The sequence below is a fragment of the Flavobacterium limnophilum genome, from assembly GCF_027111315.2.
In the GTDB taxonomy this organism is placed as follows: Bacteria; Bacteroidota; Bacteroidia; order Flavobacteriales; family Flavobacteriaceae; genus Flavobacterium; species Flavobacterium limnophilum.
Window position 1 is genome coordinate 1,147,153 of sequence record NZ_CP114289.2, and the last position, 15,025, is coordinate 1,162,177.

Sequence of the window (15,025 nt, forward strand, 5' to 3'; positions counted from 1 at the left end):
TAATTATTTTGTTGAGAAATACTCATCAAATATATCATAAACTAACTATTTACCAAACGTTTTTTTGTATTTTTGCACACAAATTAACTAAAATCGAGAAAATGCAACGCGACGAACAAATTTTTGACCTTATTTTAGAGGAACAAGACAGACAAATTCACGGATTGGAACTTATAGCTTCCGAGAATTTTGTGAGTGACGAAGTAATGGAAGCAGCTGGTTCTGTTTTAACTAATAAATATGCCGAAGGTTATCCAGGCAAAAGATACTACGGCGGTTGCGAAGTGGTTGATATTGTTGAACAAATTGCCATTGACAGAGCCAAAGAATTATTTGGTGCCGAATATGCCAACGTTCAACCTCACTCGGGTTCTCAAGCCAATGCTTCAGTATTTCACGCTTGTTTGCAACCTGGGGATAAAATATTAGGATTCGATTTGTCACACGGTGGTCACTTGACGCACGGTTCTCCAGTAAACTTTTCAGGACGTGTTTACAAACCTACTTTTTATGGTGTTGACAAAGAAACAGGAAGATTGGATTATGATAAAATTCAAGAAATAGCCACTAAAGAGCAACCAAAATTAATCATCGCGGGAGCTTCGGCTTATTCTCGTGACATGGATTTTGAGCGTTTCAGGGTAATTGCTGACAGCGTTGGTGCTATTTTGATGGCCGATATCTCTCATCCAGCAGGTTTAATTGCCAAAGGATTATTGAATGACCCAATTCCTCATTGTCATATTGTAACGACTACAACCCACAAAACTTTGCGTGGACCAAGAGGTGGTTTGATCTTGATGGGTAAAGATTTTCCAAATCCTTGGGGATTGACTACTCCAAAAGGAGAAATCAGAATGATGTCTGCTTTATTGGACTTGGCTGTTTTTCCTGGAAATCAAGGAGGACCTTTGATGCACATTATTGCTGCTAAAGCTGTGGCTTTCGGTGAAGCATTGCAAGACGAATTTTTTACTTATGCGATGCAATTGCAAAAAAATGCCAATGCAATGGCGGATGCTTTCGTAAAAAGAGGATACAACATTATCTCTGGTGGAACTGACAATCACATGATGTTGATTGATTTGAGAAACAAGAGCATTTCTGGAAAAGAGGCTGAAAATGCCTTGGTAAAAGCAGAAATCACCGTAAACAAAAATATGGTTCCTTTTGATGACAAATCACCATTCGTGACTTCAGGAATTCGTGTGGGAACTGCAGCAATCACCACTCGTGGACTTGTGGAAGAAGATATGGAAACTATTGTGGCCTTGATTGACAGGGTTTTGATGGATCACACCAACGAAGCGGTTATCGAAGAAGTAGCTGCCGAAGTAAACGAAATGATGAGCGAAAGAGCCATCTTCGTTTTCTAAAAAAAAATATTTTAATTCAATTTAAAACCTTCAATAGTTCGCTTTTGAAGGTTTTTTTTATCAAAAGAACATGACAACCATTTACGAAGCCACAGTTGAAGATTTTGAAACCATTCGAAGCATTGCTCATACCACTTGGCCGGTGACTTATGGCGAAATTCTATCGAAAGAACAATTGGACTATATGTTGGATAAAATGTATTCGGATGCTGCTTTAATGGATAATCTAAATAAAGGGCATCATTTTTTATTGGCCAAAGAAGATTCCGTTTGTTTGGGGTTTGCTTCGTTCGAACACCATTATTTGAATGAGAAATGTACCCGCTTGCATAAAATTTATCTTCTGCCGGAAACCCAAGGCAAGGGATTGGGAAAATTGTTGTTGGAAAGAATTGTGGTTTTGGCCAAAGAAAACCATTCCGACAGGATTTCATTGAACGTAAACCGATTCAACAAAGCTTGTGCCTTTTATAAAAAAATGGGTTTCGAAGTCGTTGGCCAAGAAGATTTGGACATTGGAAACGGTTATCTGATGGAAGACTACAAAATGGAATTGAAAATTTTATTTTTCTCTCCGAGTTAAATAGTTTCTGCCCTAATTCCCTTTCCAAGTCTTATTTCGAAAGGGGATCTTACTTTAAATCCTTGGGTGATTTCGCTAATTCATAAAAAAGTTTTTATTTTTTAATGTTTTGCCAAAAAAAGACTAAATTGTCCTTTTTAATAAAAGTGTCGGTTTGTGCTTTTTCAGAAGAAAATGGAGTATAAATCAAGAAATGAAAAAACTATAACGTTAGCGTTATTTTTGTTTTTTGTCTTCAAAAACAGCCAAAAAAAATTCATAATTAATTATTAGGGTGTAAAAAAGACAAAATGTTTAGTTTTTTTAGTTAATGAATGAATTTTTATTAAAAAACACGTGAAATTCATAATCGATTTACATATTCCGTAAATTTAGGGTATAGAAAAATCAATAGAAAATTACTTAAATACAATAGATAATTAAAACATCAAAAATGGAAAATTTATTAGAAAGAACAGAGCTAAGTGAAGGAGTCTTGAATAAAGGAGTTTGGAACAACACTATTAATGTACACGATTTTATCCTGCAAAACATCAAGTCGTATGAAGGGGATGCCAGTTTTCTTGCAGGACCATCAGACAGAACAACTAAATTATGGGATGTATGTAAACAATCCCTTTTGAAAGAAAGAGAAAATGACGGTTGTTTGGCCATTGACACTGAAGTTATTTCAAACATTACTTCTTTTGGACCTGGATACATTCAAAAAGAAAACGAAACTATTGTTGGTCTTCAAACAGACGAACTTTTAAAAAGATCTATGAAACCTTTTGGTGGAATCAAATTGGTGGAATCTGCAGTAGCAGAAAGAGGATTGAAAGTTTCCGACAGGGTAATTGATATTTTTAATTACGCCAGAAACCACAATCAAGCCGTATTTGATGCTTATGATGGTGAAATTAAAACCTACCGTTCAAAACACGTATTGACAGGTTTGCCTGATAATTATGCCAGAGGAAGAATCATTGGTGATTTCAGGAGAGTGGCTCTTTACGGAATTGACAGATTGATTGCCGAAAAGAAAACAGACAAAGTAAATGTAACAGGCGACATGAATGATGCCAAAGTACGTTTGCGTGAAGAAATTGCCGAGCAAATCAACGCTTTGCTTGACATGAAAAAAATGGCTCTTACTTATGGAATCGACATTTCGAAGCCAGCCGTTAACGCCCACGAAGCAGTGCAGTTCACTTACTTGGCTTATTTAAGTGCCGTTAAGGAACAAGATGGAGCAGCAATGTCCCTTGGAAATGTTTCTTCTTTCCTTGATGTGTATATCCAAAACGATATCGAAGCCGGAATCATTGACGAAGAGCAAGCCCAAGAATACATTGACCAATTTGTGATGAAATTACGTTTGGTGCGTCACCTTCGTCCAGGTGCTTACGATGCCATCTTTGGTGGAGATCCAACTTGGGTTACCGAAGCTATCGGTGGTCAATTGCACGATGGAAGAACTAAAGTAACCAAAACTTCTTTCCGTTTCTTGCAAACCCTTTACAACTTGGGAGCTTCTCCAGAACCAAACTTGACCATTCTTTGGTCTGAAAAATTGCCACAAGGATTCAAAGATTTCTGTGCTCAAGTTTCTATCGACACTTCATCACTTCAATACGAAAATGACGATTTGATGAGAGACAATCGTGGTTCTGACGATTATGGTATTGCTTGTTGCGTTTCTTACCAACACATCGGAAAAACTATCCAACACTTTGGAGCTCGTGCCAACTTGCCTAAAGCGCTTTTGATGGCCTTGAACGGCGGTAGAGAAGAAGCACAAGGAGTTCAAGTAGTGAACAACATCTCTGAAATGGATGATGAAGTATTGGACTACGATACTGTAATGAAATCTTTCAAGAAAACATTGGCCGAAGTAGCTCGTGTGTATGCTAAATCAATGTACATCATTCATTACATGCACGACAAATATTACTATGAAAGAGCCCAAATGTCCTTGATTGACTCTAATCCAAATATTGACATTGCTTATGGTGCTGCCGGAATTTCAATTATTGCCGATTCTCTTTCTGCCATTAAATATGCCAAAGTTTCTCCAATCAGAAACGAATTCGGATTGACTACCGATTTCAACATCGAAGGAGATTATCCAAAATTTGGTAATGACGACGATAGAGTAGATGGTATTGCACAAGAAGTGACCAAAATCTTTATCGACGAGTTGAGAAAACACAAAACATACAAAAACGCAACACCTACACTTTCATTGCTTACCATTACTTCAAATGTAATGTACGGTTCCAATACTGGTGCAACTCCAGACGGTCGTAAAGCAGGCGAGGCTTTTGCTCCAGGAGCTAATCCAATGCACGGAAGAGATGAAAACGGTGCGATTGCTTCTTTGAACTCTGTTAGTAAATTAAACTACAACGATGCTCAAGACGGAATTTCTTACACTTTCACTATGGTTCCAAAATCTTTGGGAAATAACATGGAAGAGCAAGTAGCCAATTTGACTACTACCTTGGATGCTTATTTCGGAAGAAATGCACACCACTTGAATGTTAACGTGTTAAACAAGGAAACTTTGGTGGATGCTTACAATCATCCTGAAAATTATCCTCAATTGACCATCCGTGTTTCTGGTTATGCTGTTAATTTCGTACGTTTGTCTAAAGCGCACCAATTAGAAGTGATCAGCAGAACATTCCATGACACCATGTAATTGATTGCAAAGCTTCAAAAATAACTAGGCTTTATAAATGCTATTTCTTTGAACAATTTGTTCAAAGGAATAGCATTTACTAAATCAATTAAAAAATAAAATATGTACTTCCCAGAACAACCCAACCATTTATTAAACGATACCGACTTTGATTCTTTAAGAATACATTCCTTGGAAACCTTTGGGACACACGATGGACCAGGAATACGAATGATTGTTTTCGTTCAAGGATGCCAATTTCGATGCCTGTATTGTCAAAACCCGGATTCAATAGATATTCACGGAGGTTCATTGGTTACCATCGATGAACTTGTTACCAAAGCATTAAAACAAAAATCTTATTTTGGAAAGCAGGGCGGAGTCACCGTTTCTGGTGGAGAACCTTTGTTGCAAAGAGCCAAATTAATTACATTTTTTGACCGTTTGCACGAACAAGGCATCAACACTTGCCTGGATTCGAATGGACGCGTTTTGGACGCACAAACCAAGGAAGTTTTGGACAGAACCGATTTGTTGATGCTGGACGTGAAACACATCAACGAAGAATGGCACAAAAAATTGACCGGTTTAAACAATAGTACCACCTTGAAAGTGGCAGAATACCGTGAAAGCACTGGCAAACCGATGTGGTTGCGCTACGTTTTGGTGCCAGGCTGGACCGATCAAGAAGAATATTTGCACGAATGGGCCAAACATTTTTCGGGTTATAAATCAGTCGAAAGAGTGGAGATTATTCCTTTCCACCAAATGGGGAAACACAAATGGGAACTGTTGAATATGGAGTATGCACTTGCAGAAACACCTTCTCCCACAGCAGAAACGTTGGAAAAAGTAAAAGCCATTTTTGACTTGTATTTGGACAACGTGAAAATAAAATAAATTCAATAAAGAGTATTTAAGAAATTAAAATGAAAAAGAATAAATATTTGATTGTCTTGGCTGGTATGATTATGCAGCTGTCAATCGGGTCTATTTATGCGTACAGCAAATGGATCGAACCCTTGTCAAAAGAATTAAATTGGGATGCCCACGACACCAAAACAGGTTTTAGTTTAGCCATTTGTTTCTTGGGATTGACGGCAGCTTTTATGGGTAAATTTGCCCAAAAAGTGGGGCCAACCAAAGCGGGATTATTGGCCACGCTATTTTTGACTGTAGGATTATTGGGTAGTGCCTTGGCGGTTAATACAGGCTCCATTTACTTGTTTTACTTGACATTTGGTGTTTTGCAAGGCATCGGTTTGGGATTTGGATACGTGGTTCCGGTTTACACTGTCGTAAAATGGTTTCCGGATAAACCAGGATTGGCTTCGGGAATCATCATCATGTCCTTTGCTTTGGGTTCGTTGTTGGCTTCTTTCTTGATTAGTCCATTAATTGCATCCACGGGATTGTCTGGAGCATTTGCCACACTGGGAATTGCTTACGGAATATGCATGTTGTTGAGCGCTTTGTATTTGGCAAATCCTGTAAATGTTGCTACGGCTCACCACGCCCACGTCGATTTGACGCCAAAAGAAATCATCACCGACAAACGTTTTATTGCACTTTGGTTGTTGTTGTTCCTGAACGTATGTGGCGGAATTGCCATCATCTCGAAAGCCGCTGTTTTAGGGCAAGAAGTGGTGGGAATGAGTGCAGCACAATCTACGCTGTTTGTGGCCATCATCGGGTTGTTTAATGGTCTTGGGCGTTTGTTTTGGTCCAGTATTTCGGATAAAATTGGGTGTTGGACTACGTTTATGCTTTTTATCGGAATAAATGTGGTGTGTTTTGCTTTAATCCCTAGTTTTTCAACGAACAATACCTCTTTTCAAATCTTGACTTACGTGATTATTGCGGGCTACGGTGCCGGTTTTGCAACAATGCCGTCTTTCGTGAAAAGCATTTTTGGAACCGAGAATTACGGGCAAGTATTGGGTTACACCTTGACGGCTTGGTCGGCAGCGGCCTTTGTTGGCCCATTATTATTGGGATTGAGTACTGAAATTACCATTTTCTATCTGTTTTCCTTATTGTTGGTAGTTGCCTTGATAGTTGGATTTTGGTTGAAAGGATTACTTGCAAAACCATTGGTTGTGGCATAATCATTTAACGATTTATAAATGAATTCCGAACCTTGATTTATCAGGTTTCGGAATTTTTTATTTTATATCGAGTTCATGTTTGAAGAGAAGTCCTTTTACTTCGTTCAACGAAAAAACGGCCTTTTTTAGTTTAGTTTTCGTCGGGTCGATGGTATAATTGTAACTGGTTTTGAAATTGGCCTTGTTCGCATTGGCTTTCGCAAATTCGGAACGGTACAAATCACAGTTGTCGAAAACTACTTCGGTCAAGTCGGCGCTCATAAAATCCACGGCGATGATACTGCAATCGGTAAAGGTTGTTCCTTTTATTTTCAGGGTGTAAAATTTGGAGAAATCCAACACGCATTCCCTGAAATGAACTTCAAAAATGAGTTTGTCGCACATCGCAAAATTTACTTCTTCCATTTGACAACGATTAAAAAACACGCTTCGAAGTGCTACGTGATTGATTTTGGCTCCACTAAAAACACAATCGTTAAAAGTACAATCGATAAAAACTACCCCAATAAAATTGCATTGCGAGAAATCACAACCGTTGAAAGTACAGCATTCAAATTCCTTTAAATTGACTTCTTGTTCACCATAAGTGAGATTGTTGTATTCGACGTCAAGGAAATATTGGGTCATAAATGGATTGTGAAATGTTTTGTGCAAACTCAAAAAACAAATCTATACAAAAAAAGCCCACACTTTCATGTATCCTTTCCATTCTTTTGTGATTTTTTAGTTGCCGAAAAAGAATGGGGGTAACAAAAATGATAAAAGATGATAAAAGATTGTGGGTTAAAAAAAGGTAGTATCCTATAAAGTGTGTAAGTAAAAAAAGTATTAGGGTTTGTGCAAACCCTAATACTTTTTTTACTTAATTTTAATATTTTACACATTTTATGAAAAAGGAAGATTTATTATCCGATGAATTTTTGAAGCAATTCAAAACAGGCGAAGACCTTTATGGCTTCTTAGCCCAACTACAAAAGCGAGGAATAGAGAAAATGCTCGAAGGCGAATTAGACGCCCATTTAGGCTATGATAAGCACGAGAAAACTACAAAATCCAATGCTCGTAATGGTTTTTCTAACAAGAAAATAAAAACCTCATTTGGCGAATCTCAGATTCAAGTTCCCAGAGATCGAGAAGCCTCATTTAACCCTTTAATTGTGCCCAAAAGGCAAAATATGCTCGATGGTTTAGAGAACGTAATAATCTCTCTCTATGCCAAAGGAATGAGCAATAGCGACATCGAAGAACAAATAAGAGAAGTTTATAATTTTGAGGTTTCCACTAGTACTATTTCTAGGATAACCGACACGGTTTCGAGTGATATTATTGCTTGGCAAAACCGACCTTTAGAGGCTGTTTATCTGATAGTCTGGATGGACGGAATTGTTTTTAAAGTTAGAGAAAACTCAAAAATAGTCAATAAAACCATCTATTTAGCCGTTGGACTTAATAGAGAAGGTAAAAAAGAAGTCCTTGGAATGTGGCTAGGAAAGAATGAAAGTGCTAGTTTCTGGCTTGGCGTTTTAACAGATTTAAAAGCTAGAGGAGTTGAAGATATACTAATTACTGCTACTGACAATCTAAATGGTTTTACGCAAACTATCAAAAATGTATTCCCAGAATCACAAACCCAAATCTGTGTAGTACATCAAATTAGAAACTCAGCTCGTTATGTGGTTTGGAAAGATAAAAAGGAATTTTCGGCAGATATGAAGCTTATTTACAATGCTCCAACTAAAGAAGCTGCTAAAGCATCTCTGGGAGATTTTTCTAAAAAATGGAATAATAAATATCCTTATGCGATTAAATCCTGGGAAGAAAATTGGGAGGAACTTACCGTATTCTTTGACTTTCCAGTAGAAATCAGAAAGATAATTTACACCACAAATTTAATCGAAAACCTCAATGGTAAAATCAGAAAATACACTAAAAACAAATTATCATTCCCAACGGATGAAGCTGTTTTAAAATCTGTATATTTGGCTTTGAGAGAGGCAACCAAAAAATGGTCGATGCCAATCCAAAACTGGGGATTAATCCTCAACCAGTTCTTAACTATATTTGAAAAAAGGGTTCAACTTTAATTAAAAAATCAAACCCCTATATTTTTAAACTTACACACTTTTTGGGATAGTGTCTAAAAAAAAGAAAAACCCCTATTTTACAGGGGTTTTAGTATCTTCGAAAGTTGGCTACTTTCATATTTCGTGACCTTGACTGGATTCAAACCAGTAACCTCTTGAGCCGTAATCAAGTGCGCTATTCAGTTGCGCCACAAGGCCTTTATGCGGGTGCAAATATAGGCAATTTTTGCAATCGTGCAAACCTAAATGCGAAATTATATCTATTTTTTTTTTAATCTAAAATCTAAAATCTATAATCTGAAATCAACGTTCTAATGCTCTTGTAGTTACATAATAGCGGTAACCGATGATCGCCAGTTGCCATTTCTTGGCTTTGGCCAAATCTAGCCTTTGTTTGGTAAAACTAGGCAGGATAAGTTTGTTTATTCGAGCTAATAGTTTAAACATAGATTGATTTTTTTTCAAATATATAAAAAAGACGGTCATGATTAGAACCGTCTTTTATAAGTTTTATTATGAGAATAATTTTGACTTCATAGCTATTCTTGCTTTTTCAAGATCTGCTTTTGCTTGTTCTTTCTGGGCTTTCATTTTTTCAAGGCTGAATCGTGCTTTCCATATTGCTTTATAAGTTTCGAGCCATTGTCCTTTGGAGGATACAATTTCATTTCCAGTGTTTTCAATTTCACTTTTGTCTAGTTCTGATTTTTTTTTCTTGGCTTTCTCAGTATCTTTCTTGGCTTGTTCGGCATCCCATTTTGCCTGCTCAGCATCTATTTTTGCTTGTTGAGTATCTTTCTTGGCTTGTTCTGAAGCTATTTTTTCTTGCTCTGCAGCTTTCTTAGCTTGATCTTGTTGAGTATTAATATTAGCTTTTTTATAATCAAAAGGTACTGAAGGAACAGATGGAACAGATGGCACGGTAGGCATAGGATGACCAAACGCTATTTTCATAATAATTTGGTCTGGTTTATCGGTAGTTATTTCAACAATCCCGTTTTCGCCTTCTTTGCCATATTTATCCAAGGCACTTTTACCTTTTAAAACATTCATACTTTTAGCGGCATCTGAATTAATATTATTCATCCCAACTTGGCTACCCGCTTTTTTACCATTGATAATTATCATTGGTTTGTCGGTGGAGTTTTCTGTTTTACCAATTGTGAATGTTCCGTTTTTAGTGGAAATTTCAATTGCTCCGTATTTTGCATCGGCACCATATTTTTCTTCTGCTACTTTGCCTTTTAGGACATTTACGCTTTCGATTTGATCTGTTGGTATATCATCTATTTTGAAAGTAGATATGGTTTGTGTACCATTGAGAATAACAATTGGTTTATTGCCTTTTGTTGTTATTTTAACTGTATTTTCGAAGGTATCAACATACATGTTTTCAATGCTGTTCTGGTCTAATTTAGAAAATTCTTCATTGGTCGATTTCACACCATCAATGTAAATGTCTTTATCCGTAATTTTAACAGGTTTTGTTAAATGTTTGGTAGTGACCAGGATTGTTGGATTACCAGATTTTTGAATAACATCTATGGATATAATATCCTTGGGATCTAATTTAGCTAATTCTTCTTGGCTTGATTTTTCGCCATTGATGTAAATTTCTTTTCCTTTTGATAAAGTGATTAAATCTTTATCAACTTTAAATTTAGTTAAGTCAACAGCTTCTGTCTTTGTTTCGTTTTCTTGTTTTGGATTAACTTTTTCCTGTGCGACTACTTTTACTTGGAAGAAGAATAAAAAGGCACCCAATATTGGCAATACTGCCGCATACTTCCAAGAATTCCTTTTGTTGGATTGATTTTTGTTTAACATAACGATTCGTTTTTTGATTAATGATTGATAAAAATGATTGGTAATGGCAACACAATTTTCCTGTGTCGTTATTTTTAAAAGCGTCAATTGGTACGCTTTTTTATCGGAAATATTTTTGGAAGCTTCATTATCAGCGATGAATTCCAGATTTTGAACGATGGCTTTTTTGTACAACCAAACCAACGGATTGAACCAAAAAACAATACAAAACAGTCTCGAAAACAAAACGTCAACGGTGTGATTTTGTGTGCTGTGTACTTTTTCGTGCTCCAAAATGCTTTCCAATTCCGTCTCGCTGTACAGTGATGAGTTATACACGATGGATTTGAAATAGGAAAAAGGAGCGAGGTTTTCGGTGACGTCAATAAACTTGAAATCGGCTTGTTTTTGGATGGTTTTTCCTTTCAAAACCTTGGATAAACTGTAAAAATCAAAAGCAAATTTCATCAAGAAACCCAAAATTCCAATCGAATACACAATGGTGGATATAAGATACCAATTGATTTCAAAAGCCTCTTTCTCTATAGTAGTTGTCACCGGAATTTTCGACCAATCAAAATTGGTTGGAATAGGATCTACCCAAACAATTTTCGTAAAAACAACCAATGGCAAAATGACCGATGTGATGAGTCCCGCCAATAAAAACCAACGATTGCTGTTGAAAAAAGTTTCTTTTCGCAGCAAAACGAAATAAGCCAAATAAAATAGTCCAATTAATCCACTGGATTTGATGAGGAAAACGAATAGCGTTTCCATGACTATTGCTTTTTTTCGATCATCGCTAAAATCTCGCGTAATTCGTCGGCTGAAATCTTTTCTTCTTTGGCAAAAAACGACACCATGTTTTTATAGGAACTATTAAAATAAGTATCGATCGCCGTGTTCATAAAACGCTTTCTATAGTCTTCCATCTTCACGACAGGGAAGTACTGATGCGTGTTGCCAAAAGCGTTGTGGGACACAAAACCTTTTTCTTCCAGGTTTCGGATAATGGTCGAAAGAGTGTTGTAATGAGGTTGTTCTTCAGTAATTTCGGCCAGTACTTCTTTCACGAAAGCTTTTTCCAGCTTCCATAAAATCTGCATGATTTCCTCTTCTTTGTTGGTAAGTTTTTGCATGGTTGTATCGATTTGTTATCTTCAAAACAAACTTACAACTATATTTTTAGTTGACAAACTATTTTTATAGTTATTTAACTAGATTTCAAGTTTCAAGTAAAAAACTCTGGTTTTGAGATGCTTATTTATTTTCGGCTCGCAACATTCGATTCAACCAAACGCAACAGAAAGCGGCCAACATTCCCAACGAACCCATGACAACCCAATTGGTTAGATACCCAAAATGGGCAATAATATCGAGTCCGGTTTTCGAACAGGCAATGTGCGCCAAGCTAAAACTCATCGTAAACAAGCCCATGTATTGTCCTTCTTGTCCTTTTGGTGCTCGGTTTAGCGCCACGGCATTCGAAAAAGGGAAGGCAAAAATTTCTCCAAAACTCAGAAAAACAATGCTTACCACTAAAATAGCACCCCAAGAATCAATTAATAAGACAAAATAGCCCAAGGCCACGAATAATGCGCCATAGGCGATGATCTTGATTTTATTTAAACCTTTCCGTTCCACCATGCTTACAATAGGCATTTCCAACAAGAAGACCAAAAGCCCGTTTAAGGAAAGAAGCATTCCGGTTTGAAATTCGGTCAAACCAAATTTTTCGTGATGGTACAAAGGCAATGTGGTGAATATTTGAAAAAACACCATCACGATAATAAAAATAGTGAATAGGAGTAACCAAAAAGGTTTGTCTTTGTATATGGATTTTCGGTTTATATTGGCAGGAATTTCACCAGCTGCCAGCGGAATTCTTTTTTTCTCTTTGACGGTTAAAGCAAAAATGAGAATAGCAAGGATGCAAGAACTGCCATCGATCCAAAACAAGCCTTGGTAACCCATTCCCAAAATAATTAATCCACCCAAAGTAGGACCGGCCGCAAAACCCAAATTTACCGACAAACGTACCAAGGACAAGGCACGAACCCTATTTTCGGGTTTGGCATAGACGCTCAAGGAGACAAACATCGCTGGTCGGAACATGTCGGCAATGGCCATAATGGTAAACATTCCGAAGCACAGACCCCAAAAGCTGGTAATGTATTGCAGAATAAAAACAGTATCCCACTGGTGAAAAGGCTAAAAATCATGATCTTGTAAAAACCGATTTTATCCGTCAATTTACCGCCAATCCATGAACCCAACATCGAACCCAAACCAAAGGCAACCATAATCCATCCCACTTGTTCATAAGTAAAATGGAGATTTTCCTTCAAATATTTGGACAAAAACGGCAAAACCATCGTTCCCGCCCTGTTGATAAAAGTAATCATGGCAAGAATCCAAACTTCGCGTCTAAACCCCTTGAAATTGTTGATGTAGCGATGGAAAACTTTTTTTAACATAGGTGAATTTTCTGTTTTGCAAAGCTACAAAGTTTTTTATTGGTGGTATCATATAATGCTATAGGTCGTTATGTGTTGTCTTATTTTCTGCCAAGCGATAAAAAAAAACAACAATGTTGAACAAGATTACTAAAGGTAACACTGGGGCGTGGTCGTTAATTGTTTATTTACTTTACTCCAAAATATGCACGAGGGCAAAACAAGTTAAAAAGCCATATCTGTAAAAAGCTGTTGCTTTTTGCATAAAAAACAAGAAAGTCAACTATCTTTTTTTTAGATTTACTTCGTCAATTCGCTATAGCTTGAGTGTCTGGTTATATGTATCGATGGAATCGTTTTGCACCGAATCACAACTTGGTGTTTAAAACCAAGATTCCCCTTTCTAAAAGTATTATTAAACTTAACAAAAATGACAAAGAATGTTGATTTAGAACACTATTTCGGGTTGTTTAGAGCAAAAATAGTTGGTGTAGACCAATATTTTCAATCGCCTTATGGTTTGAAAAAAATTATTTATGCCGATTGGACGGCCAGCGGGAGACTTTATCGCCCGATAGAAGAAAAGTTGTTAAAAGCAATTGGTCCTTATGTTGCCAATACGCATACCGAAACCTCCATTACGGGAGCTTCCATGACCTTGGGGTATCATCAAGCTCGCCATATCATCAAGGAACATTTGAATGCATCGGATGATGATGTCTTGATTACGGTGGGTACCGGAATGTCGGGAGCCATCAGCAAGTTTCATCGTATCTTGGGGCTTAAAGTGGTGGAAAACCTAAAGGATTACACCCAAGTTCCAGATGATTTACGTCCTGTCGTTTTTTTATCGCACATGGAACATCATTCCAACCAGACCTCTTGGCTGGAAACCATTGCCAAAGTAGAAATAGTTCCTTGTAACGATAAAGGTTTAATTTGCATGGATAATTTCAAGAAATTATTGTTGCAATACAAAGACCGTCCCTACAAAATAGCAGCCATCACGGCCTGTTCCAATGTAACCGGGATCAAGACGGATTACCATTCCATTGCCCGATTGATGCACCAAAACAATGGTTTTTGTTTTGTGGATTTTGCTTGTTCAGCACCTTATGTTTCCATTGACATGCATCCAGAAGATAAGGAAGCTTATCTGGATGCCGTGACTTTTTCCCCTCATAAGTTTTTGGGAGGTCCAGGCAGTACCGGAGTGCTTGTCTTTAATAAAAAATTATACAAGAATCGGATTCCCGACAGTCCGGGTGGAGGAACGGTAACTTATACCAATCCCTGGGGAGAACATCATTATATAGATGATATAGAAGTACGGGAGGATGGTGGAACACCCGGTTTTTTGCAAGTCATAAAAGCAGCCTTGGCCATCAAGTTGAAGGAACAAATGGGTGTTGGCCACATCTTGGATCGAGAGCAACAGCTTAATAAAAGGATATTCGATAAGCTTTCGAAAATTGAAAACTTGCACCTCCTTGCCAAAGAACACACTGACCGATTGGGCGTTTTCTCCTTTTATATTGATCAAGCCCATTACAACTTAATCACGAAATTATTGAACGACCGCTTTGGAATCCAGACCCGTGGCGGCTGTTCTTGCGCCGGTACTTATGGGCACTATTTGTTGCATGTAAACAAGGAATCCTCGAAAGTCATAGAACAAAAAATACTGGAAGGTTGTTTGATGGAAAGACCTGGATGGGTTCGAATGTCCATACATCCCACAATGACCAATCTAGAAATAGATTATATCTGCGATGCCATTCAACAAGTTTCAGAAAACTTTGCATTATGGGGTGAAGATTATGAGTATGACGATTTGAAGAACGAGTTTATACATAAAAGTAATCCTGCTCTAGAAAAAGAAATAACCCAAAATTGGTTTGATTTTTAATTTTTGCAAACATTTTTTTAGCCATATAAAGCATGTAAGTT

13 protein-coding genes and 1 tRNA gene are annotated in these 15,025 nt (G+C 37.2%); 7 read left to right on the top strand and 7 right to left on the bottom strand.

Features of this window, described 5'->3' with window-relative positions; genetic code table 11:
• Nucleotides 1-101: 101 nt before the first annotated feature.
• From glyA to OZP13_RS04630, 5 genes are all read left to right on the top strand, one after another.
• Nucleotides 102-1,376 (top strand): serine hydroxymethyltransferase, encoded by a 1,275-nt coding sequence (glyA, locus tag OZP13_RS04610; RefSeq protein WP_281298824.1) that lies wholly within the window; start codon nucleotides 102-104, stop codon nucleotides 1,374-1,376.
• 70 nt (nucleotides 1,377-1,446) lie between these two features.
• Nucleotides 1,447-1,959 (top strand): GNAT family N-acetyltransferase, encoded by a 513-nt coding sequence (locus OZP13_RS04615; protein ID WP_269242661.1) that lies wholly within the window; start codon nucleotides 1,447-1,449, stop codon nucleotides 1,957-1,959.
• Nucleotides 1,960-2,392: 433 nt separating this feature from the next.
• Entirely contained in the window at nucleotides 2,393-4,642 is a 2,250-nt protein-coding gene (gene pflB / locus OZP13_RS04620; RefSeq protein WP_281298825.1) for a formate C-acetyltransferase, read from the top strand.
• Between the two features lie 102 nt (nucleotides 4,643-4,744).
• A complete protein-coding gene (gene pflA / locus OZP13_RS04625; protein ID WP_281298826.1) occupies nucleotides 4,745-5,521 on the top strand; it encodes a pyruvate formate-lyase-activating protein in 777 nt (258 codons plus the stop codon).
• A gap of 29 nt (nucleotides 5,522-5,550) precedes the next feature.
• Nucleotides 5,551-6,729: an L-lactate MFS transporter gene (locus OZP13_RS04630; RefSeq protein ID WP_281298827.1), complete on the top strand. Its 1,179-nt coding sequence runs from the start codon at nucleotides 5,551-5,553 to the stop codon at nucleotides 6,727-6,729.
• Between the two features lie 57 nt (nucleotides 6,730-6,786).
• Here the strand turns inward: OZP13_RS04630 and OZP13_RS04635 are convergent, their stop codons facing one another.
• A complete protein-coding gene (locus tag OZP13_RS04635; RefSeq protein ID WP_281298828.1) occupies nucleotides 6,787-7,356 on the bottom strand; it encodes a pentapeptide repeat-containing protein in 570 nt (189 codons plus the stop codon).
• Nucleotides 7,357-7,616: 260 nt separating this feature from the next.
• Between OZP13_RS04635 and OZP13_RS04640 the strand changes: the two genes are divergently transcribed.
• A complete protein-coding gene (locus OZP13_RS04640; protein ID WP_269239997.1) occupies nucleotides 7,617-8,813 on the top strand; it encodes an IS256 family transposase in 1,197 nt (398 codons plus the stop codon).
• A gap of 124 nt (nucleotides 8,814-8,937) precedes the next feature.
• Here OZP13_RS04640 and OZP13_RS04645 read toward each other — a convergent pair.
• From OZP13_RS04645 to OZP13_RS18700, 6 genes are all read right to left on the bottom strand, one after another.
• Nucleotides 8,938-9,011, bottom strand: a tRNA-Arg gene (locus tag OZP13_RS04645).
• Nucleotides 9,012-9,116: 105 nt separating this feature from the next.
• Entirely contained in the window at nucleotides 9,117-9,260 is a 144-nt protein-coding gene (locus tag OZP13_RS04650; RefSeq protein ID WP_269242666.1) for an SsrA-binding protein, read from the bottom strand.
• Nucleotides 9,261-9,326: 66 nt separating this feature from the next.
• Entirely contained in the window at nucleotides 9,327-11,396 is a 2,070-nt protein-coding gene (locus OZP13_RS04655; protein ID WP_281298829.1) for a M56 family metallopeptidase, read from the bottom strand.
• A 2-nt stretch (nucleotides 11,397-11,398) separates the two neighbouring features.
• Nucleotides 11,399-11,758 (bottom strand): BlaI/MecI/CopY family transcriptional regulator, encoded by a 360-nt coding sequence (locus OZP13_RS04660; protein ID WP_269242668.1) that lies wholly within the window; start codon nucleotides 11,756-11,758, stop codon nucleotides 11,399-11,401.
• A 121-nt stretch (nucleotides 11,759-11,879) separates the two neighbouring features.
• The gene (locus OZP13_RS04665) at nucleotides 11,880-12,749 is read right to left on the bottom strand and encodes an MFS transporter (protein WP_349293503.1); all 870 of its coding nucleotides are present in this window, start codon (nucleotides 12,747-12,749) and stop codon (nucleotides 11,880-11,882) included.
• Nucleotides 12,704-13,096: an MFS transporter gene (locus OZP13_RS18700; protein ID WP_349293504.1), complete on the bottom strand. Its 393-nt coding sequence runs from the start codon at nucleotides 13,094-13,096 to the stop codon at nucleotides 12,704-12,706. The genes OZP13_RS04665 and OZP13_RS18700 overlap by 46 nt, the downstream gene beginning before the upstream one ends.
• Nucleotides 13,097-13,505: 409 nt before the next feature.
• Between OZP13_RS18700 and OZP13_RS04670 the strand changes: the two genes are divergently transcribed.
• Nucleotides 13,506-14,984, top strand: coding sequence for an aminotransferase class V-fold PLP-dependent enzyme (locus tag OZP13_RS04670; protein WP_281298830.1), 1,479 nt, complete (start codon nucleotides 13,506-13,508; stop codon nucleotides 14,982-14,984).
• Nucleotides 14,985-15,025 lie beyond the last annotated feature (41 nt).